Consider the following 24931-nt stretch of genomic DNA (forward strand, 5'->3'; position numbering starts at 1 on the left):
TGCATTGACCCTACTTCTTGAACCGGTCCCTGATTGCGGCGAGGCCGGAATCATAGACGCCGCCGAGGGCATCGACCGCTTCCTTCTCCCGCCCCGGGTCGGGCGTGTAGATGCCGGTCCATGTCACCACCGATGCGCCTTCACCCTTTGCCGTGACCTTGATGGTCGACTTGTACTGGCTCACCGGCAGTGGGCTCGACAGGAACGCGTAGGAATAGCTGTAGTCTTTGTCGTTCCGCGCAGTCTGCGTCTCCACGAACGAGGCCTTGCCGTCCCTGGTGACGAGCGTCCGGGTTGGCGGCGACTTGCCGTCCGCAATGCACTGCCCCACCGGCGGCAGCCAATCCTTGATCGCGCAGAACGGCCCGATGACGGACCACACCTCGGCCGCAGCACTGCTGACCTCGATGCTCCTCGTCAGATTGGCTGCGGACGCCGGCATGACGCCGACGCCCAGGCCGAGGGTGCAAATCGCGGCGCTGCGAACCGAAACGAGCAATCTGGAAGCCGTTGAATCGTATTTCTTCATGGTAATCTCCTGTGTCCGGCGGGCCGCGATTGCGGCGGCCGGCTTGCCAATGCCGGTCGAATAGACGCTCACCACGGTCCGCGGCCAGTTCAGAGAATGAATCGCTGCTGATACAGAAACTGAACTAGGAAGCCGCGCGCCGCGGCCCTAAGGTTGCGCCTTCGCTTGTCACGGAGGCCCGCATGACCATCGGCAGCTACAGGCAGTTCTGTCCGGTCGCGATGGCGGCCGAGATATTGTGCACGCGCTGGACCGTCGTGCTGCTACGTGAACTCGTCGCCGGCTCGACCCGGTTCAACGAGTTGCGCCGCGGCGTTCCCCGCATGTCGCCTGCGCTGCTTTCCCAGCGCCTCAAGGAACTCGAAGCTGCAGGCATCATCATCCGCCAGCCGTCGGCTTCCGAGCGCGGCGTGATCGAGTATCAGCTGACCGCTTCCGGACGCGAACTCGGCCCCATCGTCGAGGCGTTCGGCATCTGGGGCCAGCGCCGCATCGAGTCGGATCTGTCGCTTCAGCATCTCGATGTCCAGCTGTTGATGTGGGACATGCGGCGGAATTTGAACACGACGCCGATGCCGACCCGCCGCAGCGTGCTGCAGTTCGCGTATCCGGAATTACCTTCGACGCAGCGATTGTGGTGGCTGATCGTCGATCCCGACGACAGTGTCGACCTCTGCTCGATTGATCCCGGTTTCGACGTTGACCTTTACGTGTCGGTTGATCTGCGCACCATGACGGCGATCTGGATGGGACTCGATTCCGTGCGGGCGGCCGCCGCAAGCCGGCGGATGCTGCTCACCGGCGATCGGCAGCTTGCCGCGGCCATGCAAAGTTGGCTCGGCCTTAGCCCGTTCGCCAAGGAACGCAAGCTGGCGAGCTGATCCAGGGCGGCGCAATTCAGTATTTGTATCGCCCCGCTACAGTTCCCGTACTGGCAAGTCCGCGCCGTGTTCTGGCACCAAGTGATGCCCGCCCTTCAACGCGGAGCTGAACTCGAGCCAGGAGACACGACATGACAGCGTATCTGATCGCGGACATCAAAGTGACTGACGGAAAGTGGGTGCCGGACTACGCCGCGTCCGTCCACGAGCTGGTGCACAAGCATGGCGGCAAGTATCTTTCCCGCAGCGGCAATGTGAAAACTCTTGAAGGTGCCCCTCTCGACACATCGCTGATCGCGATCATGTCTTTTCCCACGGCGAAAGCGGCGGAGTCCTTCGTTACTGATCCCGCCTACGGCCGATTCGCGGCAGCGCGCAGGGGCGGCAGCGAGAGCCGCTTCCAGTTGATCGACGATACGGACTTGGCCGGCACGATCCCCTATCTCGCCAAGGCTTGAACTGCGTCTTCGTCAAAAACCCGGCCGCAGGCGCAGACGTGCCCGGCCAACACAGGAGATCGAATGAACGATTCACTCGCCGGCGCCGGCCTGCTTCGCATGCTTTTCGTAGCTTGCAGCGTGGCCTTCGTGCTCGGACTCTCCGGCGTCGCGTCGGCCCGGGTCACACGGTGCGACATTACGTGGGTCAGCTGCAACAATACCTCTGCGAAATGCTCGAGCGAGAGACGGTGCATGCGCAGGTGCGACGAGAAGTATATCAAATGCAGCGGGGGCTCGGCCTCCCTGCAACTGGAGCAGCCGATCGACCTTCCGGAACTTGGCAGACGCCGCTCGTAGCAGATCGATCCAAGGAGGACAGCGCAGCGCCGGTCGTCGGCGCTGCGCTGTCGTGTTGGCGCTAGCCGGGTGGCCTGCCGCCCACCACAACGCCCGCCCTCTTCTCGATCGGCTTGATCGCCGCGGTGAAATCGGACTCGGCGCCTTCCGTGCTGATGACCGTCTCCCACAACCGGCAGACCGCCTCCGCGACCTCCATCGACAGGCCGAGCTGCTTCATCTCCTCCAGCGCCAGCCGCACGTCCTTCACCATCAATCCCGTGGCGAAGCCGAAGTCGAAGCTGCGCGGCAGCACCGAGCGCGGAAACTTGTCGCGGCTCGCGGTGTTCATGCCGGAGCCGGCATTGATGACGTCGATCATCACGGCGGGATCGAGCCCCGCCTTGACGCCCATCACCACCGCTTCCGAGGTCGCCACGATCGCGGTGGCCGACAAGAAGTTGTTGGCGAGCTTCATGGTCTGCGCCGCGCCGGGCTTCTCGCCAATGAAGAACACTTTCCCGATGACGTCGAGCGCGGGCTTGAGCAGCTCGAACTCGGTCTTCGGCCCCGAGACCATTACCGCGAGAGTGCCTTTCTCGGCGCCGCCGACGCCGCCGGAAACTGGGCAATCGATCTGCACGATGTCATGCTTGGCGAGCAGGCCGTGAATCTTCACCGCCATCGCTGAGCCGACGGTGGAGAGATCGACGAAGCGTTTGACGCGGCTTCCCTCGATCACGCCGTTCGGCCCCGTCGCAACCGCGAGCGAAGCCTGCAGCGAAGGCAGGCTCGCCATGACGGTCTCGACCTGGTCGGCGACGTCCTTCGGCGACGTCGCCGCAGTGGCGCCGCGCGCCACCAGCTTGTCGACGACCTCCTGGCGCGTGTCGAATACGACGAGCCGGTGGCCGGCCTCGATCAGCCGCCGTGCCATCGGGAAACCCATATTTCCGAGGCCGATGAATCCGATGTCCATGGTGTTTCCTTGTGGTGATTATTCGTTGTTGTTGATCGGCCCGTATCCATCCTCGGTGTCTTCCTGGCGAAAGCCAGGACCCATTACCCCAGGGAGACGTTTTGGCGCGAAGTGGCAACTCCGAGTGCCCGTAACCACACCTGCCAGTGGCTATGGGTCCGGCTTTCGCCAGGACGACATGGGGACGTCGCGTCCCCGTCCTTCACGCCGGCACCCCTCACGCCTTGCCGTCGATCTCCGCGAACACCTCGCGCGCGATTCGAAAACTGTCAACCGCGGCCGGCATGCCGCCATAGATTGCGACCTGCATCAGGATCTCGCGGATCTCGTCGCGGCTGACGCCGTTGGTGAGTGCACCCTTCAGATGCGCGCGGAATTCGTGCTGACGATTGAGGATCGCGATCATCGCGATGTTGAGCATGCTGCGGGTCTTGCGCGGCAGCTCCTCGCGGCCCCACACCGTGCCCCAGCAATATTCGTTGAGCATCTCCTGGAACGGACGGTTGAAGTCGTCGACGGTCTTCAGGGCGTTGTTGACATAGGCCTCGCCCAACACTGCTTTGCGGACTTCCAGGCCCTTGTCGTGCATCTTCTTGTCCATGGTGTTTCCTTTGTTTTCCTTGGCTGTCGGCGCGGAAATTACGGGGTTGCGGCGGGCCAGTCACGTCCTCGTGTTATGCGGGAAAAGGGGTGTCTCCCGTACAGGAACGGATGCCTCAGTGCTGCCGTTGTGGTACGCTTCTCTACCGGGCAACCTGGAGAGTTGATTGAACGGCGTCACCCCCGACCCGTCAGACCCGATCCGCGATGGCGACGCTCTGTCGCGGCTGAAGCTGGCGCAAGCCCTGCAGCGGGCCACTTATGCCATCGCGTGGGAGCGTGCCTGGCCAAATTTGGCGCGGCTTCTCACCGTCGTCGGTCTGTTCCTGGTGGTGTCCTGGGCCGGCCTCTGGCTGGCGCTGCCGTCCATTGCCCGCGCCATCGGTCTCGTCGTTTTCGCCGGCGTCGCGATTGTCACCCTGTTCCCGTTGAGTCGCTTCCGCTGGCCGAGCCGCGAGGAGGCGCTGGCCCGACTCGACCGCGGCTCCGGCATCCGTCACCGGCCGGCCACCACGCTGACGGACACGCTGAGCTCGCAGGACCCGGTTGCGCAGGCCTTGTGGCGGGCGCAGCGTGAGCGCACGCTGGCTTCGATCAAGCGCATCCGCGCCGGTCTGCCGAAGCCCCGGCTCGCTCTGCATGATCCCTGGGCGCTGCGCGCGCTGGTCATGGTGATGCTGGTTGCGACCTTCTTCGCTGCCGGCGACGAGCGTGCGATGCGGCTCGGGGCCGCCTTCCACTGGAACGGCGTGCTGGCCCCGACGAATGTTCGCGTCGATGCCTGGGTCACGCCGCCGCTCTACACCGGCAAGCCGCCGGTCATTCTGTCGGCCGCGAACAAGGAGGCCGCCGCGCTGCCGGCCAGCGGTCCGCTTGCCGTTCCCGCCGGCTCGACCCTGATCGTTCGCTCCTCCGGCGGCAGCCTTGATGTTGTCGTCTCCGGCGGCCTCAAGGAAGTAGCGCCCACCGAAGCCGCGCCCAAGGGCACCAACGAGAAGCATTTTGCCATCAGCGGCGACGGCACCGCGCATGTCCGCGCGCCCTCCGGCCAGCCGCAATGGGCGTTTGCGGCAACGCCGGACCGCGCGCCGACGATCGCGCTGGCCAAGGATCCCGAGCGCCAGGCCCGTGGCGGACTCCAGCTCACCTACAAGATCGAGGACGATTACGGCGTCACCGGCGCCGATGCGCAAATCGGCCTGCGTGCCGCCGATACCAAAGATGGTGTCAAGGATGGCAGCAAGGAGGCCGACACCAAGGCCGCCGCGCGGCCGCTATTCCAGCCGCCGCAATTCCCGCTCGTGCTGCCGAATGCGCGCACCCGCAACGGCGTCGGTCAGACGGTGAAGGACCTCAGCGAGGATCCCTATGCCGGTGCCGATGTCACGCTGACCCTCACCGCCAAGGACGAGGCCGGCAACGAGGCCAAGAGCGAGCCCTTCAACATGCGCCTGCCCGAGCGGCTGTTCACCAACTTGCTCGCGCGCGCGCTGGTCGAGCAGCGCCGCATCCTGGCGCTCGACGCCAACAAGAATTCGGATGTCTACGCCGCCCTCGACGCGCTGATGATCGCACCCGAATTGTTCACGCCGGATGCGGGCTGCTATCTCGGCCTGCGCAGTCTGGCGCTGCAGCTGGAAGCCGCCCGCACCGACGACGCGCTGCGCGATGTAGTGGGAAGCATGTGGGCGTTCGCGGTCACCATCGAGGACGACGGTGTCGCCGGCAGCGTCAACGCCGCGCTGCGCTCGGCTCAGGACGCGCTCAAGCGGGCGCTGGAACGCGGCGCCAGCGAGGACGAGATCAAAGCGCTGACGCAAAAGCTTCGCGAGGCGATGGCCGGCAAGGTGCGCGATCTCGCCCGGCGCGCCGAGCAGAATCCGCTTGGACCCCGGCAGCCTTTCCCGGCAGAGGTTCAGCTCATCCTCGACAAGGCGGTCGAGCTGCGACAGAAGACCCAGCATGCCAAGCCCGAGCAGCTCGAAGAGCTGGCGCAGCAGCAGGACGTCTTGCGCCAGCAGCTGCAGGCCTATCGGAAGTCGGCGAACAGCCGGGCGAAGGGGGGCGAGGACGGCGCCAATCAGTTTACGCGGGACCGGAAATGCGGAAGCTAGCGCGCGTGCCAGTCGTGAAGGCGATCTCGATCGCCTGTCTTGCCCTCCTCCTGGGAGGCTTCCCCGCTGCCGTCTCGGCCCAGCAGGACCAGGATCCCGATGCGCTGCTCGATAGCGCGGAAAAGGCGATGCAGGAGTCCGGCGACAGCCTCAGGCAAAAGGAGTCCGGACGGAGCCTGAACAATCAATCCGATGCGATTCAGAAGCTCGAGGACTACAAGCGCGCGACGGAAAAGAGCCAATCCTCCAATCGCGATCGTTCCGTCATCACGCAGCGCGATCTCGACGAGCTGTTGAAGCAGATCGAGAAGGCCGCGAAGGAAGGCAATCGCGAGGCGGCCCAGCGCCTGCTCGAGCAGCTCGCGCAGATCATGGAAAACCTCCAGATGGCGCAGCCCGGGCAATCCGGCGACAGCGACATGGAGCAGGCGCTCAACGAGCTCAGCGACATGATCCGCAAGCAGCAGCAATTGCGCGACAAGACTTTCAAGCAGGGGCAGGATTCCCGGCGTGAGCGCTCGCGCGGCAAGCAGCAGGGCGACCAGTCGATGTCGGATCTCCAGCAGGATCAGCAGTCGCTGCGCGACCGCCTGAAGAAGCTGCAGGACGAGCTCGCCAAGCGCGGCCTCACGCAGAAGGGGCAAAAGGGCCAGAAGAGCCAGGGCCAGAAGGGGCAAAAGGGTCAGCAGGGCGAGCAGGGACAGCCGGGCCAGGATGGCGATCAGGACGGTGACCAGGGCGATGACGACGGCAGTCTGGACGCCGCCGACGGGGCCATGGGCGATGCCGGCTCGCAGCTCGGCGAAGGCAATTCGGATGGTGCCGTGGACTCGCAGGGGAAAGCTCTCGAGGCCTTGCGCAAGGGCGCGCAGAAGATGGCCGAGGCGATGCAGCAGGGCGATGGCGACGGGCAGGGCGATGGCCCCGGCAACCGGCCCGGTCGTCAGCAGAGCGGCGGCAATCAGACCGATCCGCTCGGTCGCCCACTTCACGGCCGCGATCTGAGCGACGACTACACGGTCAAGATCCCCGGCGAGATCGACGCCCAGCGCGTCCGCCGCATCCTCGAGGAGCTCCGCCGCCGCTTGGGGGACAGCTCGCGCCCGCAGATCGAGCTCGATTACATCGAGCGGCTGCTGAAGGATTTTTGAGTTCTCTGTCATTGCCCGGCTTGACCGGGCGATCCAGTACTCCGACACGGTTGTGATTCAATCGAGAGGCTGCGGCTACTGGATGCCCCGGTCAAGCCGGGGCATGACAGCGGAATACGTGGCGCCCCGACGCCGCTACCCCTTCTTCGCCGCCAGCGCGTCCGCCACCGCCGTGCGGATGTCGGCGACCGAGAACGGCTTGGTCACGACGTCATGCACCAGCGCATTGAGGTTCGAGGCGCGCTCGCGCTGGTCGGCAAAGCCGGTCATCAGCAGAATGGTCAAATCGGGGAAATCGCGTGCGACGGAAAGCGCCAGCGCGATGCCGTCCATCACCGGCATCTGGATGTCGGTGAGCAGCAGGTCGAACCTGCCGTCCGCGCGCGTGAGGATCTCCAGCGCCTCGGCGCCGTCTTGCGCGGTGACGATCTCGTGGCCGTCCATGGCGATGGCGCGCGCCACCAGCTGGCGCATCGAATCCTCGTCGTCGGCGATCAGGATCTTGGACATGAGACCAACCTTGGGATCAATCTCGCCACCAACTTTGCCTGCGAGACCTGCGAAATCGATTATACGCTGCCGCCGGCGATGTCGCGCCGGTTGAAGAAGCGAACGTCGATATTGCGGCCCTCCGGCGGCGGCGAGGCCAGGCGCGAGCGGAAGAAGGCGCGCTCGCCGGGCTGTAATACGGTCTGTTCCAGAACGGCGTTCCAGGCGTAGATTTCCGCGCCTTGCGCGTCGCGCACTGCGAAGCGCAAGCGGGGAATGTCGAGCGGCTTCTTGCCCTGTCCCACGATCACGCCCTCGATCACCAGCACCTGCTTACCGTCTACTGTCTCGCTGGAGAGCTTGACGTCCTTGAAGGCGAGTGCGCGCAGGTTAACTTCAAGGCCGACCATCCTGTAGAAGGCTGCCGTCTGCGGCAGCAGCCGCACCATGTCTCCGCGCCAGATCACCAGCGCCAGGACCAGCGCGCCCATGGCGGCGCAGGCGGTCGGCAGGCCGAAATGGGATTTTCGCGGGGCCGCCGGACGGCGCACTCGCGCGCCGCGGCGACGGCCGAACAGGCCACGGAACCAGGACTGGTGCTGTTCGCCGCCGACTTCCTCCTCAACGGATCGGGCGGCCGCGGACCATTCGTCCTCGGTGTCGGCGGCTTCCTGGTCCGGCCAGTCGCTGGCGATCGAGGGGCTGTCAACGACAGGCGCGTCAGCGGCTCCGTCGTCCTGGGCATAGGAGTTCCATTGCTCGGCGAGATCGGCCTGGTCGTCGGCCCGGCTGGCCGCGGCCATGGCCGGCACAGATGCCTCCTCGATGGCATCCTCGGCATGGGCGACCCACGTTTCCTTGCAACGGGAACAGCGCACGGTCCGGCCGTTCGCCCCAAGGCTCGCGGGCTTGATGGCGTAGGATGTCGTACAATGAGGGCAGACGATATGCATGGACGAGCCTTGATGCATGGACAAGTCTTGATCGTGACACGGTCGTGGAGAACCGAGACGGAAAGATGCTACCAATTATGCTACAGGACGACCGTTAACGAACCGGAAACCATAACGGCCGCAAAACCCGCGGATCGCGTGTGGCGGAGCACAGCCGTGCGGCCCGCGGCCTCTCTCGAACGGAGCTGAGCTTGGTTCGGTTCGAAAATGTCGGATTGCGTTACGGCCTGGGGCCCGAGGTCCTGCGCGACCTCAACTTCCAGATCCCGGCGCATTCCTTCCAGTTCCTCACCGGCCCGTCCGGCGCCGGCAAGACCTCGTTGCTGCGCCTGTTGTTCCTCTCGCATCGCCCGACGCGGGGGCTCGTCAACTTGTTCGGTCACGACATCTCGCAGCTCGGCAAGGACGAGATCGCAGACTTGCGCAAGCGCATCGGCATCGTGCTCCAGGATTTCCGCCTGCTCGATCACATGACGACCTATGAAAACGTGGCGCTGCCGTTCCGCGTGATGGGCCGCAGCGAATCGAGCTACCGCAAGGAGGTCATCGATCTCCTGAAATGGGTTGGGCTCGGCGAGCGCATGGACGCGCTGCCGCCGATCCTGTCCGGCGGCGAAAAGCAGCGCGCGGCAATCGCGCGCGCCGTGATCTCGCGGCCGCAGCTGCTGCTGGCCGACGAGCCAACCGGCAGCGTCGATCCGACGCTCGGCCGCCGCCTGCTGCGGCTGTTCATCGAGCTCAACAAGTCAGGCACCGCCGTCATCATCGCCACCCACGATATCGCCCTGATGGACCAGTACGAGGCGCGACGCTTCGTGCTGCACCAAGGACGGCTGCACGTCTATGAATAGGCCCGACGAGCGCGGCGTGCTGGTCGATCTCGGGCAGGAGGGGCCGCCGCTTCCGGCCCGGGCGCGCAATATGTCGCCGATCGTGCCGCGCGCCTCGATCCACGGCCGCGCGCTGGTCGCCGTTGTCGCCATCATGACCTTCCTGGCCTCGATGACGACCGGCACGGTGCTGCTGGTGAGCGCCTCCGCCGCCGAATGGCAGTCGGATGTCGCGAGCGAGATCACCATTCAGGTCCGGCCGCAGACGGGCCGCGATCTCGAACGCGACACCGCGGCGGTGACCGAGGCCATGCGCGCGCAAGCCGGCATCGTCGAGGTCAAGCCGTTCACGAAGGACGAGAGCGGCAAGCTACTCGAGCCCTGGCTCGGCACCGGGCTGTCGATGGACGATCTGCCGGTCCCGCGCATGATCATCGCGCGCGTGCAGCCCGGCACGGCGCTCGATCTCGGCGCCTTGCGCGCCCGCGTGACCCAGGTGGCGCCAAGCGCCAGCGTCGACGATCACCGCGCCTGGATCGAGCGCATGCGCTCGATGACCAACGCCACCGTGCTCGCCGGTCTCGGCATCCTCGCGCTCGTCATCGTCGCCACCATCATCTCGGTGTCGTTCGCAACCCGCGGCGCCATGGCGGCGAACCGTCCGATCGTCGAGGTGCTGCATTTCGTCGGCGCCGGCGACCGCTACATCGCCAACCGCTTCCTGCGTCATTTCCTCAGGCTGGGGCTGGAGGGCGGCGTGATCGGCGGCGGCGCCGCCATGCTGGTGTTCGGCTTCTCCGAGTCGATTGCAGGCTGGTTTTCGGGCACTCCCGTCGGCGACCAGTTCGCCGCGCTGCTCGGCACCTTCTCGCTGCGGCCATCCGGCTACATCGTGCTCGCGGTGCAGGCCGTGCTGATCGGCGCCATCACCGCGGTCGCCTCGCGCCAGACGCTGTTCGCGACGCTGAATGATGTCGATTGAGATGGTTTTCTTCCTTCTCCCCTTGTGGGAGAAGGTGGCGCGAAGCGCCGGATGAGGGGTTCTATCCACGTGCACGAACGTCGAGGCGAGTTCGCGGAGACATACCCCTCACCCGTCTCGCCGCTATCGCGGCGAGCCACCCTCTCCCACAAGGGGAGAGGGGAAAGCTGGTTCGCGGCCCCAGCGCTTCGCCACATAGTTTGAGGCCGACAAACCGGACTCCACTTCGCCTCAAAACGTCCTAAAATCACCTCTGGGAAGGGATCACCGACATCGCATGAGCGCGCCGACCGCCGATCGATCGCCGAAACTGCCGCGCGGGTGGCTGCGCGCGGCCGTGATGTCGACGATTGCGCTCGCCTTCGTCGGCGCGGCGGCGGGCTTTATTGCGTTTCTGTCGCAATTGCGCGGCGCCGAGATCGCGCCGGACCGCAAGGCGGACGGCATCGTGGTGCTCACCGGCGGCTCCTCGCGGGTGTCGGATGCGATGGAGCTGCTCGCTGCCGGCTACGGCAGGAGGCTCCTGATCTCCGGCGTACACCCGACCTCGACGGCGAGCGACATCTCCCGGACGCTGCCGGAGAACCAGTCTTTCATGCGTTGCTGCGTCGATCTCGACCGCACCGCGGTCTCGACCCGCGGCAATGCCGCGGAAGCGCGGCGCTGGGCCGCGGGACGCGGCTTCAAATCGCTGATCGTGGTCACCTCGAACTATCATATGCCGCGCGCGCTGGTGGAATTCTCGCATGCGATGCCGGAGGCGACACTGATCCCGTTCGTGGTGGTCGGCGACAAATGGCGCGACGAGCCGTGGTGGACCTCGGCGTCCACTTTGCGGCTGCTGCTGTCGGAATATGTCAAGTATATCGCGGCGGAGGTCAGGGTGCGGCTGGAGGATTTCGGGATTGACCTTTCGCCCGAGATGTCGGAGCAGCCTTCCGGGCTGCAGGCGAAGCGGCCCGCCACCGCACAGGCCAATTGATCGGCAACTGATCGGCAATTGATCGGATCCTCGATGTTCTTGATTTTCCTGCGATCGCTCGTGTTCAACGTGCTGTTCTACACCGTGCTGGTGTGCCTCGCGATCGTGGCGCTGCCGACCTTCGCATTGCCGCCGCGCGCCATGCTCACGGTCGCGCAATGGTGGGCAAAGGCGACGCTGTTTCTGATGCGGGCTGTCTGCAACATCAAGGTGGAATTCCGCGGCCTCGAAAAGATCCCGAGGGGACCATTGGTCGTTGTGGCGAAGCACCAGTCGTTCTGGGAGACGTTCGTCTTGCCGGGCTTCTTCGACCGTCCGATTTTCATCCTCAAGCGTCAGCTCATGCAGATCCCGGTGTTCGGCCAGTTCCTGGTCAAGACCGGGATGATCGCGATCGACCGCAATGCCGGCGTCAAGGCGCTGCTGGACATGACGCGGCGGGCGCGGGAGGCGGTGCGCAGCGGCGGGCAGCTCGTGATCTTTCCCGAAGGCACGCGCCGCGCCCCGGGCGCGCCACCGGACTACAAGAGCGGCTTCGCGCAGATCTATTCGTCCTGCGGCGCGCCGTGCCTGCCGATCGCGCTCAATTCCGGCCTGTTCTGGCCGCGCCGCACCTTCATGCGCTATCCCGGCACGCTGGTGGTGGAATTCCTCGATCCGCTGCCGCCGGGCTTGCCCAAGGACGAGTATCTCTCCCGTGTGCAAACGGTGATCGAAGACGCGACCGGTCGCCTCGTCGAAGCGGGCCGCAAGGAGCAGGAGCAGCTGATCGGCTCGGCGCCGAGCTATGCGCCGTTGGAGAGCTAGCGGTTTTCCCGATCGTCCGCCGGAGCCGGCGCGTGCGGAGAATGCGCATCACCATGCAGCATCATGGCAAGCTGATGCAGCTGCGCATCGCGAAAGCCTTCGGCCTCGATCGCCTTCACCGTCGCAGTCACGTAGTCGCGGTTGGCGCCGGACTGGCCGTGGCCCTGGAGCACGTGGCGATGCTGGTCGGTGAGCGACAGCCGACCGGCATATTGCACATGGCCGCGGTCGACGACATAGGCGAGCGCGGAGACGCGCTGCCGCGCATCGTTCTCCAGCCACACCGAGCGCATGACTTCGCGATAGACCGACGTCACCTGCTCGCGCGCGCGCAGATAGGCGACGACGTCGGCGCGGTTCTTTTCGGCGACGCGGAAGGCGATGCCGCGGCAGGCGCCGCCGCGGTCGAGGCCGAGCACCAGACCCGGCTTCTCCGGCGTGCCACGGTGGACGAAGGAATAGACACAGAGCGCGCGGTGCTCGCCGACCAGCCGCGCGGGGACGCGCTCCTCGAATTCGAAACCCGGCCGCCACATCAGCGAGCCGTAGCCGAACACCCAGAGGTCGCCTTTGGCTGTGGTGACGGAGGGGAGGGTGATTTCCGACATTTCGGGCACGGCTACCAGAACCGCGCTCCCAAGCGAAGCGAATTCTCCGCCTTTCGGAGCACGCCAACCTCGCTTACATTTGACAAAATCAGGGGTCAAAGGGTCGCCGCATGTCCGATATGACCGTTGCCGCACGCCGGCGCTCCCGCTGGGGCCTTTTCATCGCCCCTGTCATCCTCCTGATCCTCGCGGTGGCGTGGAGCTGCTTCTGGTTCTATGCGGCGTCGCAGGCCGAAATCGCCGCCGATGCCTGGCGCGCGCAGGAGGCCAAATCCGGCCGCGTCTATGATTGCGCCAAGCGCTCGATCGCGGGCTTCCCCTTCCGCTTCGAGGTCCGGTGTTCGGGCGCCAGCGTCGCCCTGGTGTCGCAGAACGCCAGCAAGACGCCGTTCACGGCGAAGCTCGACAACATCCTGGTCGTCGCCCAAGTCTACGATCCCAAGCGCGTCATCGCCGAATTTACCGCACCCGCGACGCTCACTGACGGCGTCACGCAGAGCACCTTCGTGGTGAACTGGAGCAAGGGTCGCAGCAGTGTGGTCGGCCTGCCCGCCGTGCCGGAGCGCGCTTCCATCGTGTTCGAGGAGCCGACCGTCAATCGTGTCGACGGCAGCATGCAGGTGCCGCTCGCGCGCGCAAAACAGGTCGAGCTGCATGGACGCCTTGCGGATGGATCTCCGTCCGATCATCCCGTGATCGAGACCGTGCTCCAGATCGCGCAGGGCAGCGTCCAGGGCGTTCATCCGCTGCTCGCCGAGCCGTTCGAGGCCGACACGCGGGCGAAGATCACCGGACTGTCCGATCTCACGCCAAAGCCGTGGCCGCAGCGCTTCCGCGAGATCCAGGCCGCCGGCGGCCATATCGAGATCGTGCAGTCCCGCATCCAGCAGGGCGAGATGATCGCGGTTGCGGCCGGCACGCTCGGGCTCTCGGCAAACGGCCGCCTCGATGGCGAATTGCAGATGACCGTGACGGGCCTGGAGCGCGTGATCCCCGCGCTCGGCATCGAGAAGATGCTGCAGGAGGGGGTGCCGCAGGCGACCCTCGATCGCGTCGCGCCCGGCGTGAAGTCGCAGGACCTCAACAATCTGTTCGGTGCGCTCGACCGTGCCGTTCCCGGCCTCGGCAAGGTCATCAAGCAGAACGCCAATGCAGGCGTTGCCGCCGGCATCAATTCGATCGGCACCGAGAGCACGCTGGAAGGCAAGAAGGCTCGCAGCTTCCCGCTGAAGTTCGTCGACGGCGCCGTGCTGCTCGGCCCGGTCAAGGTCGGCCAGATCCCGCCGCTGTATTAGGTCGTGAATTCATAAACCTGCCGGGCGGACAGCTCGGTCCGTCTGATGCGTTCGAAACTGTGAACAGATCGTTTCTGCGAAGAGCTTCTTGTCGGCGCCGGTGACGCAACCTGCGAGGTCCTCTCCTGCGTCGGGCGAGGAGTGCGACAGTGCGTCTGGACAGGTAGCGTTCTGCCGCCCTATTGAAGACCAACTGACGGCTCTAAGGCCGCGCCCAAATTATCTGGGGTTCGGGGGAAACAATGCGCGCGTTGAATTGTCTCGTGGCAGCATCGCTGCTCGTTGCCTCGCTTCAGACCGCAACCGCAAAGGATAGCGAACATTGGGTGGTGTCCTGGACGGGCGCGGTTCAGGGCCCATACCCCGTCGGCAATCCGTCAGCCCAGCCCGAACAGAAATTCGCGTTTCCCGAGCCTGCGGCCGGTGCGCGGGACCAGACCTTTCGCCTGATCGTGCGGCCGGATATCTGGGGCCGTCAGGCCCGCATCCGGCTCAGCAACGCCTTCGGCACCAAACCCGTCACGTTTGACGGCGTTTACGTCGGCCTGCAGTCGGGCAGTGCCGCGTTGATCCGCGGCTCCAACATTCCGGTTACGTTCGCCGGCACGGCTTCCGTTACGGTGTCGCCGGGGAATTCGGTCTGGAGCGATGCGATCGCGCTGCCGTTTGCAAAGCGCCCCGATGACCTCGCCGGCCGCCGGCTTGCGGTCAGTTTTCATGTCGCCGGCCAGAGCGGCCCGATGACCTGGCACGCCAAAGCGCTGACCACCTCCTATGTCAGTGCGCCCGGCGCCGGCGCGAAGGGCGCCCTGGAAGACGAGGCTTCCTTCCCCTATGCGACTGCGTCATGGTTCTTCCTCGATGCGATCGAGATGACTGCGCCTGCCGATGCCTTCGCCATCATGGCGTTTGGGGATTCGATTACCGACGGGACCGCCTCAACCATGAATGGCGACGATCGCTGGCCCAACGTGCTGTCGCGTCGCCTGAAGGCAGTCTACGGCAACAAGGTTGCCGTAGTGAATGGCGGCATCGGTGGCAACCAAATCGCAGGCCCGGCCGAATATGGTCCCGACAAACCGTACGCGGGCGGCCCCGCTTCGGGCCAGCGGCTCGAGCGTGACGTGCTGTCGCTGTCCGGCATATCGAGCCTGATCTGGCTGGAAGGTATCAACGATTTCAGCAAGAACGGCAATTTTACCGCCGACCAAGTCATCGCCGCGATGAAGGATCGTGTCGCGAGGCTACGTGCGAAATGGCCGCAAGCCCGGATCATCGGCGCCACCGTCGTTTCGGCATTGGGTAGCACCAGCGCGGCACATGGTTTTCCCGAGCAGGATGACAAGCGCAAGGCGCTCAACGCATTCATCCGTAGCTCGGGGACATTCGACGGTGTAATCGATTTTGATCGGGCGACGCTCGATCCGGCCTCGGGTGGCCTCAAGCCGGAGTTCGTTCCCGAAAGCACGACTGGTGGCGCCGGCGACAAGCTTCATCCCAACCGCACCGGATATCTGGCGATGGGACAGGCCATCGACCTCGAGCTGTTCAAGCCGGGAAAGATTAGCCGTAGCGCGAAGCAGTAGGATGGATTCAGAGTCTCCTCTCTCCATTCATCGCCCTCAGCTGTCGTAACTCCCTCCATGCGGGTTACGAGCTGAACTCACGGCCGCTTCGCCGGATCGTGATGACCGGCCGGGAATGCCGAGCCGCAAACTCCGCTCTCTCTCCATGTCGGCCGCACGATGATGCGGTCGCCCAGGCAGGAGAGATATCATGACCAAGTCCAGGCTGTTCATTGCCGGTATCGCCATCTCGACCACGCTCGCGACGCCCGCGTTTGCGCAGTGGCAATGGCAGTTGCAGGAGCCGGCAGCATACGCCTCGATGTATCCGAACGGTGATCGCAACGTCTCGAATCCGACGACGCGGGAGACGATGGCCTTCGTCCCCTCGCCGAAATCACCGCGCCCAATGGTGATGCGCGCGACCAAGGGCAAATAGCCGCCATCCACCACTTGCCCGTCGCGAACTGGGCCCGGTCATGTCCCGGCCGGGCCCAATGCGCGTTGCCTTGAACGAGGCCTCGAAAAGTTGCCTTGGACAATCGCGACAGTCGCGCGTGCGGATCGACAGCCAACGAAAATATTCCGAACAGGATCGTCAGGAAAACGTGATGCACAAGATGCACGGCGCCGCGAATAACCGCAGCCGCATTCAAATCACTCCACACCAGGGAAGCATGCATGCGCCGGAGATGGCGCGCGGAATCCAATCCGCTTCCCAAATGGAGGAAGCTTCAAATGCGGATCATCAATTGCGGACTGATGCTGGGTATTCTCGCTGCCTGTTCAGGGCAGGCGCATGCCGACGACAATGTCACAACCGAAATCCACTCGCTGAAGGCGAAGCTGAAGGAGCTCCAGCAGCGCGTGGACTCCGAGGCGCGCAAGACGCGACAGGGTGAAGCGCAGGCGAAGGCCGTTCAGTTACCAGCAAGTTACAAGGCGCTCGCCGCCGATCCATGTGCGGCCGGCAAGGTCTGCTACAAGGGCGTGACGTTGACCTTCGGTGGCTGGGTCGATCTCACCGGCGTCTACCGCTCGCGGAATCTCGCTTCCGATACCGGCTCGGTCTACAACTTCATCCCCTATCAGCAGAGCCGCAACTTCAACATCCCGGAAACGCGCTTCTCGGCACGCCAGAGCAGGTTCTCGGTGCTGGCCGAGGGCAATGCCGATGCCGACACGCACCTCGCGGGTTATGGCGAGATCGATTTCGAAGGTGCGGCTCAGACGGCGAGCTCGGTTGCGACCAACTCGTTCAATCCGCGCATGCGGCAGCTCAGCCTGGAACTGGACCGCAGCGATCTCGGTCTTCACTTCCTCGCCGGGCAATCCTGGTCGCTGAACGCGCCGACCAAGTCCGGCATCGATCCTCGTGGCGTCGATGCGCCCGGCGTGATCGACTTCGAATCCGTTCCGGGATTTCTTGCCTGAATCAGGTGCCCGACGTCACGGTCAAGGCCGCCTGGGACCCAAGGCTCGGGCCCTATAAGTTGCATGTCGAGGGGTGGGCGCTCTACCGCCAGCTGTTCGACCGTTTCAACAACGCCAACCACCCCTACGACACCGGAAGCTTCGGCGGACACATCTTCGTCGAGCTGATTCCGAAAACCCTCGATCTTCAGCTCTATGGCTCGCACGGCGTGCTGGGCCGCTTCACGGCAACACCGTTCGCCGACGCGGCGGTGGCGCAGGACGGCACCCTCCTCCCGCTGACGATCACGGCGGCCGCCGTCGGCCTGATCTGGCACGCGACGCCCAGCCTCGATGTCTACTCCTATGCAGGCCTCGAAAAGGCCAAGGCGAATTTCGCCAATGTTGGAACGGTGCCGTTCGGCTACGGCAATCCGCTCTACAACAACACCGGCTGCTTCACCGAAAACTCGGCGGGCGCGACCTGCAACGGCAACACCAGGGAGGTTCGGCAGATCACGGCCGGGATCTACGACACCATCTACCAAGGCAATTTCGGCACGCTCAAAGCCGGCCTGCAATATTCCTACACGCAACGGTTCGCGTTCGCCGGCGTCGGCGGCGCGCCGAAGACCGACGACAACGTCGTCATGACGCAGATCCGGTACTACCCATTCTAGTCACGGAGCCACGCAGGCTCGTAGCCCGGATGGAGAGAAGCGCGATCCGGGAATCCTGCCTCAAGCGACGGAAGTCCCGGATTACGCCTGCGCTCCATCCGGGCCACTTCGGTGCTACGGCTTGTTGCCGAGCTGCGCATGCGGCCGGCCGAAATCGGGCGCGGCCGAATCCTGGCCGATTTCGACAATGCCGCGGCGGATGGCGCGGGTGCGGGTGAAGTGGTCGAACAGCGCCTCGCCATCGCCGCGGCGGATTGCGCGGGTGAGCTTTGCCAGATCCTCAGTGAAGGTGCCGAGCATCTCCAGCACGGCTTCCTTGTTGGCGAGGAAGACGTCGCGCCACATCGTCGGATCGGAGGCGGCGATGCGCGTGAAGTCGCGAAAGCCGCCGGCGGAGAACTTGATGACCTCTGACTCCGTCACCTGCGCCAGCTCGTCGGCGGTGCCGACGATGGTGTAGGCGATCAGATGCGGCAGATGGCTGGTGATCGCGAGCACGAGATCATGATGATCCGGCGTCATGATCTCGACCTTGGCACCCATCGCCGCCCAGAACGCGCGCAGGCGATCGGTGGCAGCCGCATCAACGCCCTCCGGCGGGGTGAGGATGCACCAGCGGTTGATGAAGAGCTCGGCGAAGCCGGAATCGGGACCCGAATGCTCGGTGCCTGCGACGGGATGCGCCGGCACGAAATGGACGCCTTCCGGCAGGTGCGGCGCCATATCCCTGACGATGGCGCCCTTGACCGAGCCGACGTCGGAGATGATCGCGCCGGGTTTGAGATGCGCGGAGATCTCCTGCGCCACCGGGCCGCAGGCGCCGACGGGAATGCAGAGGATGACGAGATCGGCGTCCTTCACGGCTTCCGCATTGGTCGCGACGACCTGATCGACGATGCCGAGCTCCATCACGCGTGCGCGCGTCTTCTCCGAGCGCGCGGTGGTGACGATCTCGGAAGCCAGACCCTGGAGCTTCGCGGCGCGTGCGATCGAGCCCCCGATCAGGCCGAAGCCGATCAGCGCGACGCGCTGGAAGTGCGGGGTCGCGCTCATCGTCCGGCCATGAAGTCGCGCAGGCCCTCGACGACGAGGCGGTTGGCCTCCTCGGTGCCGATGGTCATGCGCAGCGAATGCGGCAGGCCGTAGTTCTTCAAGCCGCGCAGCACCAGCCCGCGCTTGGTGAGGAAGGCGTCGGCTGCGTCCGAGGTCTTGCCCTCGGTCGGGAAGTGGATCAGCACGAAATTGGCGACGCTCGGCGTCACCTTCAGCCCGAGCTTGCCGATCTCCTCGGCGAGCCAGTTGCGCCAGGTCTCGGTGAAATGCTTCGACATGGCCTGGTGCGCTGTGTCCTCGATCGCGGCAACGGCGGCGTACATGGCCGGCGTCGACACGTTGAAGGGACCCCGGATGCGGTTGACCGCGTCGATGATGTGCTCGGGGCCGAACATCCAGCCGATGCGCAGCGCCGCAAGACCATGGATCTTGGAGAAGGTGTGGGTCACCACCGTGTTTTCGGTGGTCGCGACCAGCTCGATCCCCATCTCGTAATCGTTGCGCGAGACGTAGTCGCAATAGGCTGCGTCCAGCACCAGCAGCACGTGCGAGGGCAGGCCGGCGCGCAGGCGCTTGACCTCGTCGAACGGCACATAGGTGCCGGTCGGATTGTTGGGGTTGGCGAGCCAGACCAGCTTTGTCTTCGGCGTCACCGCCTTGAGGATGGCGTCGACATCGCAGGTGAGGTTCTTCTCGGCCGCGATGACATTCTTCGCGCCGACCGCCATGGTCGCGATCGGATAGACCAGAAAGCCGTGCGTGGTCGAGATCGCCTCGTCACCGTGGCTGAGATAGGTGTGGGCGAGCAGGTTGAGGATCTCGTCCGAGCCGGCGCCGCAGATGACGCGGTTGGGATCGAGCCCGAAGGTGCGCCCGATTGCTTCGCGCAGCACGCGCGAGGTTCCTTCCGGATAGTCTTCCAGATGATCCGCCACCTGCTTGAACGCCTCGATCGCCTTCGGCGAGGGCCCGAACGGCGTCTCGTTGGCCGAGAGCTTGAACACCTTGCGGCCAGGCTCTGCCACCGGGGTCTTGCCGGGCGTGTAGGGCGCAATATCGAGAATGCCGGGATTCGGCACGGGGCGGGACATCTTCAACTCCGGAGTGGGCTTAAGCGGTTCGCGACTTACGATTTCGACCCGGTCGGGGGCACCGTATAGCGCGTTGCGTGGCTGCCGACGAGGGCCGTGGAGCGCACCGAGGCCCCCGCTTCGATCAGGGCAGCCTTGATCTTGTCGATGCTGCTTGTCGCGGTGACCGAGACCAGCAGCGCGGCGCCGTCGAAGGCGGTGTCGGGCACCGCCACGATCTCGGCGAGCGGCGACAGGGCGCGCGCGACCTCCGCATTCCACCCAGAGACGCGTACGCTGAAGGTCTCGACCTCCGTCACCAGCGCGCTGTCGGCGACGCGCGAGACCGCGAACACGGGCAACGCCGCCGGATGGTCGGCGCGCTCGACGAAGGGCAGCCGCGCGATGATCTTTGGCGCGCCAGCTTCTTCCAGCGACAGCCACCACGGCGTGCGGCTCGAGGTCGCCGAGACCAGCGCCAGATCGCCCTTGGACTTCGCGACGGCCTCGACCGCCGCCTGCGCGCTGAAATGCGCGACGTAAGGCACGGTGAAGCCGAAATGGAATCGCGCGGAATCGCGCATGGCCGGCTCGCTCGCCGAGATGTCGGCGTGGACCGAGAACGGGGCCTGGACATAGGTGAAGGTCGCGATGATGACGCGCCAGATGCTCTCGACCGTGTCGAGCGGCAGGATGCCGCGATGACGCTGCACGAGGTCGCGCATCATGGAGGCCTCGCGTGCCGGGCGGAACGCCGAGCCGACCTCCTGGGTCTGCTTCACCTGGATCAGGCGGTCGATGATGTCGCCGCGTTGCATCAGCAGGCGATGCATGCCTTCGTCGATCGCGTCGATCTCCTTACGCAATTCCTGGAGTGATGGTGGCGCGGGCGGACGTTGGGACATGTCTGACAGGTGCTGCTGAGAGGCTTTCCAATGCGGATCAGTCGAGCCGTCACCGCTGTGATGGATATCCTGATTAGGCAGTCGGGGCTGCGAAAGCAAAGAGAAATGCAAAGAGAAATCGGGCCCTTTCCGCCCGTGGCGCGACAGGCGAATTTGGCTGATCCGGGCCGTGACTTGACGAAAACCGTCCAAGACGGTAGTTTTTACCCGTTCCGTGGTCATTTGAGCCGGCCGGCTTGCAGCCACGTTAAAAAACTCGCTAAACAGGCCGGGGACGCTTTCGATCCCGGCCGAACCTATCGTTCAGGCCGGGTTTTTCATGGCCTGATGTCAATGCGGTCACTTCTACGATCGCAAACGAGGTCGATGGTCAGATGGTTGGCGTCCAGTCCATTCCGAGTCCCGCGATCACCGCCGACGAGCGGTCGCACGAGGTGGATCATCCGAGTTCGCACGTCGCGCAGTTCGGCTCGGAGCAGCCGCTGCGGCTCGACTGCGGGGTCGATCTCAGCCCGTTCCAGATCGCCTACCAGACCTACGGCGAGCTGAATGCCGATCGCTCCAACGCGATCCTGATCTGCCATGCGCTGACCGGCGACCAGCACGTCGCCAACGTGCACCCTGTCACCGGCAAGCCCGGCTGGTGGGAGACCTTGGTCGGCCCCGGCCGGCCGCTCGATCCCAACGAATATTTTATCATCTGCTCCAACGTGATCGGCGGCTGCATGGGCTCGACCGGCCCGGCCTCGATCAATCCCGCGACCGGCAAGGTTTGGGGGCTCGATTTCCCCGTCATCACCATCCCCGACATGGTGCGCGCGCAGGCGATGCTGATCGACCGGCTCGGCATCGACACGCTGTTCGCGGTCGTCGGCGGCTCGATGGGCGGCATGCAAGTGCTGCAATGGACTGCGGCGTATCCGAGTCGCGTGTTCTCCGCGCTGGCGATTGCCTGCTCGACACGACACTCGGCGCAGAACATCGCGTTCCACGAGCTTGGCCGTCAGGCGGTGATGGCCGACCCCGACTGGCACCATGGCGGCTATGCCGATCGAGGTATCCATCCGCATCGTGGCCTCGCTGTCGCCCGGATGGCGGCGCACATCACCTATCTCTCCGACGCCGCGCTGCATCGAAAATTCGGGCGGCGCATGCAGGACCGCGAGCTGCCGACTTTCTCTTTCGACGCCGACTTCCAGGTTGAGTCCTATCTGCGCTACCAGGGCTCGTCCTTCGTCGAGCGCTTCGACGCCAACTCCTATCTCTATCTGACCCGCGCGATGGACTATTTCGACATCGCCGCCGACCACGGCGGTGTGCTGGCGAAGGCGTTCGCGGGAATCCAGACCCGCTTCTGCGTGGTCTCCTTCACCAGCGACTGGCTGTTCCCGACCTCGGAATCGCGCGCGCTGGTGCACGCGCTGAATGCGTCGAGCGCGCGGGTGTCGTTCGCCGAAATCGAGACCGATCGCGGTCACGACGCCTTCCTGCTCGACGTGCCCGAATTCCTTGATATCTCCCGCGCCTTCCTGCAATCGGCAGGCAAGGCGCGCGGGCTCACCGCCAATAATGCTTAAGGACGGCTAGTCATGTCTGTACAGGAAGCGTTGCCGCTGGGCGGCCTTGCGACCGGGCAGCCCGGTGATTTTCGCGCGGACCATGTGCTGGTGGCCAACATGGTCAAGCCGGGCTCGAAGGTGCTCGACGTCGGCTGCGGCGAGGGCGACCTGCTCCAACTGCTGGAAACCCGCGGCGTCGACGGCCGCGGCATCGAGCTGTCGCGCGAGGGCGTCAACCGCTGCGTCGCCAAGGGTCTTGCGGTGGTGCAGGGCGATGCCGACACCGACCTCGTGAATTATCCGGATGACGCCTTCGACTACGTGATCCTGTCGCAGACGTTGCAGGCGACGCGGCAGCCGAAAGTGGTGCTGGAGAATTTGCTGCGCATCGGCCGCCGCGCCATCGTGTCGTTCCCGAATTTCGGCTTCTGGAAGATGCGGCTCCAGCTCCTGATCGGCGGCCACATGCCGCGCACGGAGAACCTGCCGGCAAGCTGGTATGACACCGCCAACATCCATTTCTGCACCATCAAGGATTTCGTCGAGCTCTGCGACGCGATCGACGTCAAGATGGAACGTGCCGAGGCGCTCGACCTCTACGGCCGTCCGCTGCGGCTGCGGATGCCTTGGTGGGTGTGGAATCTGTTCGGCGAGCAGGGCGTGTTTCTGCTGACGCGGGGCGGCAGGAAGTAGGCCGGCCCGTTACCCCATCTACGCGACCCAGTACCTGGTGACGCCTTCGCGCTAATGCGCCGCCAGTGACCTCGGGTCGCGCACCGGCCATCTTCCCGCTTCCACCAGCGTGACGAACCGTTCCACCGTTTCGTTGAACAGCGCTGGCTCTTCGAGATTGAGGACGTGGCCGGACTTTGGAAACATGGCGAGCCCTGCCGCCGGCAGATGCTTCTTCAGAAACAGGCTTGCGCCCACGCACGGATCGTCCTCGTCGCCGCAGATGATGAGTGCCGGCGTCGTGGCCGCTCTGATCGCGTCCGTCATCGTAAAGATCGAGGGACGGCCGGCCTGGAAGCCGCGCATCGTCCGCGCTGATCCCTTGGCGTCGTGCCGCGCCAGGGCGGCATAGAAATCGGCGTGACCGCGCGGGTCCTTCACCAGGAAGGGAATCCGGCTCGGCGCCTCGCGCGTGACTTTTGCGACTTCGGCTGAGCCGAGCATCTCGAATTGCTCCGCGTTGGCGCGGCACTGCTGGCGCCAAGCGTCGAGGTTCTCGATCTCCGAGCCCGAGCCGACGCCGGCGAGCGTCATCGACAGCGCACGTTGGGGCGCGTTGAGCCCGATCTGGAGCGACGAATAGGCGCCCATCGAGAGGCCGACGAAGTGCGCGCGATCGATCTTCAGATGATCGAGCACCGCGAGCGCATCGGTGTAGAAATGCGTGTAGCGGTAGACCTCGCCATCAGGCACGTCCGATGGCGTGTAGCCGCGTGCGGAATAGGTGATGCAGCGATGGCCGCGCGAGAAGTAGCGCATCTGCGGCTCCCAATTGGTGTAGTCGGCCGCGAATTCGTGCAGAAAAATAATCGGCGTGCCCGTGCCCGCTTCTTCGAAATAGAGTCGACAATTGTCCTTCGTGAGGGCGTGAGGCATCCGGTTTTCTCCCTGAGGTGGCTGCGGCTTTGGAATGCCGTCCTGCGGTCAGCGCATACGATGGTAGCACTTATTGATCATCGTCCAAATTCTTAGGGGCCGCGTCTTGTTCTCGCCACATCAGGATACTGATACAGCCCGCGGATGTCGGCCACCGCACGGGCCGACGGGGAAGTGGGGTGTCAACGAAGGATGAAGAATGTTCGAGTTGTTTGCGTCTCGCCTGTCGCGCTGTGTCGTTGCGCTGGCTGTTTTCTTCGCGGCGTTCGCCGCCTTCACTTCTCCGGCGTCAGCACGACCTCATCGTCATAGCGCAGAGCGGCACGCTTACGCGCATCACGCCAGCAGACATCATCATTACCGGCATGCACGCGGCTCGCGCTTCGAGCGCGGCGCGGCGCAATTGCAGGCGAACGGCTTCGGCAACACCTTCGCCAGCTATGATCCGAACGCCAATAGCGGCGGCATCGCCATAAGCGGCAGCGCTGGAACGGCTATGAGCGGCAGTGGTGGAATGGCCATGAGCGGCAGCCGTGGAATGGCCATGAGCGGCAACGCTGGAATGGTTACCAGCGGTGAGATGACCACGCGCGCCAGCCGTCGAATTATGAGGCGTGGAGGTGGGATAGCCACTAACGCGAATGACGGCGGCATGGCCAATAGCGCGACGAGCGGCGGCGGCTTCGGCGGTGGGTCGGGCCTCGTGTCCGAGGCACGCCGCTATGTCGGCGGCAATCCGACCGGTCGCGGTAGCCTGTGGTGCGCGCGCTTCATGAACATGGTGCTCGAAAAGACCGGTCATCGTGGCACCGGCTCCGACATGGCGAATTCGTTCGCGCATTACGGCACGCGCGTGTCCGGTCCGCAGGTCGGCGCCATCGCAGTGATGTCGCGTGGTGGCCGGGGCGGTCATGTCGGCATCATCACCGGTGTCGACGCGCAGGGCAATCCGATCATGATCTCCGGCAACAACGGCAACCGCGTTCGCGAAGCACCGGTCTCGCGCGGCCGGATCTATGCGTATGTGATGCCGAACTGACGGCCGTCATTGCGAGGAGCGAAGCGACGAAGCAATCCAGACTGTCTCCGCGGGCGCATTCCT

Annotated in this window: 26 protein-coding genes and 1 riboswitch; of the genes, 16 read left to right on the plus strand and 10 right to left on the minus strand. The window is 64.8% G+C overall.

Annotated features, from left to right (window positions below):
- Nucleotides 1–10: 10 nt before the first annotated feature.
- A complete protein-coding gene (locus IVB54_RS04000; RefSeq protein WP_026232494.1) occupies nucleotides 11–529 on the minus strand; it encodes an SRPBCC family protein in 519 nt (172 codons plus the stop codon).
- Nucleotides 530–711: 182 nt separating this feature from the next.
- Here IVB54_RS04000 and IVB54_RS04005 point away from each other — a divergent pair, with 182 nt between their 5' ends.
- Together IVB54_RS04005 and IVB54_RS04010 are read left to right on the plus strand one after the other, a co-directional pair.
- A complete protein-coding gene (locus tag IVB54_RS04005; RefSeq protein ID WP_018453247.1) occupies nucleotides 712–1410 on the plus strand; it encodes a helix-turn-helix domain-containing protein in 699 nt (232 codons plus the stop codon).
- A 131-nt stretch (nucleotides 1411–1541) separates the two neighbouring features.
- Nucleotides 1542–1868, plus strand: a complete 327-nt coding sequence (locus IVB54_RS04010) for a DUF1330 domain-containing protein (protein ID WP_018453248.1) — start codon at nucleotides 1542–1544, stop codon at nucleotides 1866–1868.
- Nucleotides 1869–2268: 400 nt separating this feature from the next.
- On the opposite strand, the gene IVB54_RS04015 is transcribed toward IVB54_RS04010, so the two are convergent.
- Together IVB54_RS04015 and IVB54_RS04020 are read right to left on the minus strand one after the other, a co-directional pair.
- A complete protein-coding gene (locus IVB54_RS04015; RefSeq protein WP_018453250.1) occupies nucleotides 2269–3165 on the minus strand; it encodes an NAD(P)-dependent oxidoreductase in 897 nt (298 codons plus the stop codon).
- A 217-nt stretch (nucleotides 3166–3382) separates the two neighbouring features.
- A complete protein-coding gene (locus IVB54_RS04020) occupies nucleotides 3383–3766 on the minus strand; it encodes a carboxymuconolactone decarboxylase family protein (RefSeq protein WP_007597318.1) in 384 nt (127 codons plus the stop codon).
- A 166-nt stretch (nucleotides 3767–3932) separates the two neighbouring features.
- Here IVB54_RS04020 and IVB54_RS04025 point away from each other — a divergent pair, with 166 nt between their 5' ends.
- Together IVB54_RS04025 and IVB54_RS04030 are read left to right on the plus strand one after the other, a co-directional pair.
- Entirely contained in the window at nucleotides 3933–5879 is a 1947-nt protein-coding gene (locus IVB54_RS04025; RefSeq protein ID WP_018453251.1) for a TIGR02302 family protein, read from the plus strand.
- The gene (locus IVB54_RS04030) at nucleotides 5867–7030 is read left to right on the plus strand and encodes a DUF4175 family protein (RefSeq protein ID WP_085350740.1); all 1164 of its coding nucleotides are present in this window, start codon (nucleotides 5867–5869) and stop codon (nucleotides 7028–7030) included. The genes IVB54_RS04025 and IVB54_RS04030 overlap by 13 nt, the downstream gene beginning before the upstream one ends.
- Nucleotides 7031–7165: 135 nt before the next feature.
- Here IVB54_RS04030 and IVB54_RS04035 read toward each other — a convergent pair whose 3' ends face one another.
- Together IVB54_RS04035 and IVB54_RS04040 are read right to left on the minus strand one after the other, a co-directional pair.
- Nucleotides 7166–7540: a response regulator gene (locus IVB54_RS04035; protein ID WP_018453253.1), complete on the minus strand. Its 375-nt coding sequence runs from the start codon at nucleotides 7538–7540 to the stop codon at nucleotides 7166–7168.
- Nucleotides 7541–7599: 59 nt separating this feature from the next.
- A complete protein-coding gene (locus IVB54_RS04040) occupies nucleotides 7600–8472 on the minus strand; it encodes an MJ0042-type zinc finger domain-containing protein (RefSeq protein WP_026232495.1) in 873 nt (290 codons plus the stop codon).
- A 191-nt stretch (nucleotides 8473–8663) separates the two neighbouring features.
- Between IVB54_RS04040 and ftsE the strand changes: the two genes are divergently transcribed.
- The 4 genes from ftsE to IVB54_RS04060 all read left to right on the plus strand — a co-directional run bounded on the left by ftsE (nucleotide 8664) and on the right by IVB54_RS04060 (nucleotide 12073).
- Entirely contained in the window at nucleotides 8664–9323 is a 660-nt protein-coding gene (ftsE, locus tag IVB54_RS04045; RefSeq protein ID WP_008135325.1) for a cell division ATP-binding protein FtsE, read from the plus strand.
- Nucleotides 9316–10284: an ABC transporter permease gene (locus IVB54_RS04050; protein ID WP_007597308.1), complete on the plus strand. Its 969-nt coding sequence runs from the start codon at nucleotides 9316–9318 to the stop codon at nucleotides 10282–10284. The genes ftsE and IVB54_RS04050 overlap by 8 nt, the downstream gene beginning before the upstream one ends.
- Before the next feature lie 277 nt (nucleotides 10285–10561).
- Nucleotides 10562–11266 (plus strand): YdcF family protein, encoded by a 705-nt coding sequence (locus tag IVB54_RS04055; RefSeq protein ID WP_018453256.1) that lies wholly within the window; start codon nucleotides 10562–10564, stop codon nucleotides 11264–11266.
- Between the two features lie 33 nt (nucleotides 11267–11299).
- The gene (locus tag IVB54_RS04060; RefSeq protein WP_085361285.1) at nucleotides 11300–12073 is read left to right on the plus strand and encodes a lysophospholipid acyltransferase family protein; all 774 of its coding nucleotides are present in this window, start codon (nucleotides 11300–11302) and stop codon (nucleotides 12071–12073) included.
- Here the strand turns inward: IVB54_RS04060 and IVB54_RS04065 are convergent.
- A complete protein-coding gene (locus IVB54_RS04065; protein WP_018453258.1) occupies nucleotides 12070–12681 on the minus strand; it encodes a gamma-glutamylcyclotransferase in 612 nt (203 codons plus the stop codon). The genes IVB54_RS04060 and IVB54_RS04065 overlap by 4 nt on opposite strands.
- A gap of 110 nt (nucleotides 12682–12791) precedes the next feature.
- Between IVB54_RS04065 and IVB54_RS04070 the strand changes: the two genes are divergently transcribed.
- The 5 genes from IVB54_RS04070 to IVB54_RS04090 all read left to right on the plus strand — a co-directional run bounded on the left by IVB54_RS04070 (nucleotide 12792) and on the right by IVB54_RS04090 (nucleotide 17634).
- On the plus strand, nucleotides 12792–13976 hold the full coding sequence (locus IVB54_RS04070; RefSeq protein WP_018453259.1) for a DUF2125 domain-containing protein: 1185 nt from the start codon (nucleotides 12792–12794) through the stop codon (nucleotides 13974–13976).
- A 242-nt stretch (nucleotides 13977–14218) separates the two neighbouring features.
- Nucleotides 14219–15562, plus strand: a complete 1344-nt coding sequence (locus tag IVB54_RS04075) for a GDSL-type esterase/lipase family protein (RefSeq protein ID WP_247299294.1) — start codon at nucleotides 14219–14221, stop codon at nucleotides 15560–15562.
- Between the two features lie 190 nt (nucleotides 15563–15752).
- Nucleotides 15753–15980 carry a hypothetical protein gene (locus tag IVB54_RS04080; protein ID WP_018453261.1) on the plus strand — a complete coding sequence of 76 codons (228 nt, stop codon included), beginning with the start codon at nucleotides 15753–15755 and terminating at the stop codon, nucleotides 15978–15980.
- A 299-nt stretch (nucleotides 15981–16279) separates the two neighbouring features.
- A complete protein-coding gene (locus IVB54_RS04085; protein WP_240543318.1) occupies nucleotides 16280–16975 on the plus strand; it encodes a hypothetical protein in 696 nt (231 codons plus the stop codon).
- Between the two features lie 5 nt (nucleotides 16976–16980).
- A complete protein-coding gene (locus IVB54_RS04090; RefSeq protein WP_245288367.1) occupies nucleotides 16981–17634 on the plus strand; it encodes a hypothetical protein in 654 nt (217 codons plus the stop codon).
- A gap of 114 nt (nucleotides 17635–17748) precedes the next feature.
- Here IVB54_RS04090 and IVB54_RS04095 read toward each other — a convergent pair whose 3' ends face one another.
- The 3 genes from IVB54_RS04095 to IVB54_RS04105 are packed head-to-tail and all read right to left on the minus strand — an operon-like array spanning nucleotide 17749 to nucleotide 20662.
- Nucleotides 17749–18687 (minus strand): prephenate/arogenate dehydrogenase family protein, encoded by a 939-nt coding sequence (locus IVB54_RS04095; protein WP_018453262.1) that lies wholly within the window; start codon nucleotides 18685–18687, stop codon nucleotides 17749–17751.
- Nucleotides 18684–19778 (minus strand): histidinol-phosphate transaminase, encoded by a 1095-nt coding sequence (locus IVB54_RS04100; RefSeq protein WP_026232497.1) that lies wholly within the window; start codon nucleotides 19776–19778, stop codon nucleotides 18684–18686. The genes IVB54_RS04095 and IVB54_RS04100 overlap by 4 nt, the downstream gene beginning before the upstream one ends.
- 35 nt (nucleotides 19779–19813) lie before the next feature.
- The gene (locus tag IVB54_RS04105) at nucleotides 19814–20662 is read right to left on the minus strand and encodes a chorismate mutase (RefSeq protein WP_026232498.1); all 849 of its coding nucleotides are present in this window, start codon (nucleotides 20660–20662) and stop codon (nucleotides 19814–19816) included.
- 204 nt (nucleotides 20663–20866) lie between these two features.
- Nucleotides 20867–20946, plus strand: a riboswitch (SAM riboswitch).
- Between the two features lie 90 nt (nucleotides 20947–21036).
- On the opposite strand from IVB54_RS04105, the gene IVB54_RS04110 reads away from it, so the two are divergent.
- Nucleotides 21037–22239, plus strand: coding sequence for a homoserine O-acetyltransferase (locus IVB54_RS04110; protein WP_018453265.1), 1203 nt, complete (start codon nucleotides 21037–21039; stop codon nucleotides 22237–22239).
- 12 nt (nucleotides 22240–22251) lie between these two features.
- Nucleotides 22252–22914 (plus strand): methionine biosynthesis protein MetW, encoded by a 663-nt coding sequence (gene metW / locus IVB54_RS04115; protein ID WP_018453266.1) that lies wholly within the window; start codon nucleotides 22252–22254, stop codon nucleotides 22912–22914.
- A gap of 51 nt (nucleotides 22915–22965) precedes the next feature.
- On the opposite strand, the gene IVB54_RS04120 is transcribed toward metW, so the two are convergent.
- Nucleotides 22966–23829 carry an alpha/beta hydrolase gene (locus IVB54_RS04120; RefSeq protein WP_018453267.1) on the minus strand — a complete coding sequence of 288 codons (864 nt, stop codon included), beginning with the start codon at nucleotides 23827–23829 and terminating at the stop codon, nucleotides 22966–22968.
- A 199-nt stretch (nucleotides 23830–24028) separates the two neighbouring features.
- On the opposite strand from IVB54_RS04120, the gene IVB54_RS04125 reads away from it, so the two are divergent.
- Complete coding sequence (locus IVB54_RS04125) at nucleotides 24029–24868, plus strand: TIGR02594 family protein (protein WP_018453268.1); 840 nt, start codon at nucleotides 24029–24031, stop codon at nucleotides 24866–24868.
- The last annotated feature ends 63 nt before the right edge of the window (nucleotides 24869–24931 follow it).

Source organism: Bradyrhizobium sp. CW1, assembly GCF_023100665.1.
In the GTDB taxonomy this organism is placed as follows: Bacteria; Pseudomonadota; Alphaproteobacteria; order Rhizobiales; family Xanthobacteraceae; genus Bradyrhizobium; species Bradyrhizobium canariense_D.

Excerpts from the sequence above, each read along its gene's own strand:
- IVB54_RS04000 (WP_026232494.1), bottom strand. The coding sequence starts at position 529 with ATGAAGAAATACGATTCAACGGCTTCCAGATTGCTCGTTTCGGTTCGC.
- IVB54_RS04005 (WP_018453247.1), top strand. The coding sequence starts at position 712 with ATGACCATCGGCAGCTACAGGCAGTTCTGTCCGGTCGCGATGGCGGCC.
- IVB54_RS04010 (WP_018453248.1), top strand. The coding sequence starts at position 1,542 with ATGACAGCGTATCTGATCGCGGACATCAAAGTGACTGACGGAAAGTGG.
- IVB54_RS04015 (WP_018453250.1), bottom strand. The coding sequence starts at position 3,165 with ATGGACATCGGATTCATCGGCCTCGGAAATATGGGTTTCCCGATGGCA.
- IVB54_RS04020 (WP_007597318.1), bottom strand. The coding sequence starts at position 3,766 with ATGGACAAGAAGATGCACGACAAGGGCCTGGAAGTCCGCAAAGCAGTG.
- IVB54_RS04030 (WP_085350740.1), top strand. The coding sequence starts at position 5,867 with ATGCGGAAGCTAGCGCGCGTGCCAGTCGTGAAGGCGATCTCGATCGCC.
- IVB54_RS04035 (WP_018453253.1), bottom strand. The coding sequence starts at position 7,540 with ATGTCCAAGATCCTGATCGCCGACGACGAGGATTCGATGCGCCAGCTG.
- IVB54_RS04040 (WP_026232495.1), bottom strand. The coding sequence starts at position 8,472 with ATGCATATCGTCTGCCCTCATTGTACGACATCCTACGCCATCAAGCCC.
- IVB54_RS04050 (WP_007597308.1), top strand. The coding sequence starts at position 9,316 with ATGAATAGGCCCGACGAGCGCGGCGTGCTGGTCGATCTCGGGCAGGAG.
- IVB54_RS04055 (WP_018453256.1), top strand. The coding sequence starts at position 10,562 with ATGAGCGCGCCGACCGCCGATCGATCGCCGAAACTGCCGCGCGGGTGG.
- IVB54_RS04060 (WP_085361285.1), top strand. The coding sequence starts at position 11,300 with ATGTTCTTGATTTTCCTGCGATCGCTCGTGTTCAACGTGCTGTTCTAC.
- IVB54_RS04065 (WP_018453258.1), bottom strand. The coding sequence starts at position 12,681 with ATGTCGGAAATCACCCTCCCCTCCGTCACCACAGCCAAAGGCGACCTC.
- IVB54_RS04070 (WP_018453259.1), top strand. The coding sequence starts at position 12,792 with ATGTCCGATATGACCGTTGCCGCACGCCGGCGCTCCCGCTGGGGCCTT.
- IVB54_RS04075 (WP_247299294.1), top strand. The coding sequence starts at position 14,219 with ATGCGCGCGTTGAATTGTCTCGTGGCAGCATCGCTGCTCGTTGCCTCG.
- IVB54_RS04080 (WP_018453261.1), top strand. The coding sequence starts at position 15,753 with ATGACCAAGTCCAGGCTGTTCATTGCCGGTATCGCCATCTCGACCACG.
- IVB54_RS04085 (WP_240543318.1), top strand. The coding sequence starts at position 16,280 with ATGCGGATCATCAATTGCGGACTGATGCTGGGTATTCTCGCTGCCTGT.
- IVB54_RS04095 (WP_018453262.1), bottom strand. The coding sequence starts at position 18,687 with ATGAGCGCGACCCCGCACTTCCAGCGCGTCGCGCTGATCGGCTTCGGC.
- IVB54_RS04100 (WP_026232497.1), bottom strand. The coding sequence starts at position 19,778 with ATGTCCCGCCCCGTGCCGAATCCCGGCATTCTCGATATTGCGCCCTAC.
- IVB54_RS04105 (WP_026232498.1), bottom strand. The coding sequence starts at position 20,662 with ATGTCCCAACGTCCGCCCGCGCCACCATCACTCCAGGAATTGCGTAAG.
- IVB54_RS04110 (WP_018453265.1), top strand. The coding sequence starts at position 21,037 with ATGGTTGGCGTCCAGTCCATTCCGAGTCCCGCGATCACCGCCGACGAG.
- metW (WP_018453266.1), top strand. The coding sequence starts at position 22,252 with ATGTCTGTACAGGAAGCGTTGCCGCTGGGCGGCCTTGCGACCGGGCAG.
- IVB54_RS04120 (WP_018453267.1), bottom strand. The coding sequence starts at position 23,829 with ATGCCTCACGCCCTCACGAAGGACAATTGTCGACTCTATTTCGAAGAA.
- IVB54_RS04125 (WP_018453268.1), top strand. The coding sequence starts at position 24,029 with ATGTTCGAGTTGTTTGCGTCTCGCCTGTCGCGCTGTGTCGTTGCGCTG.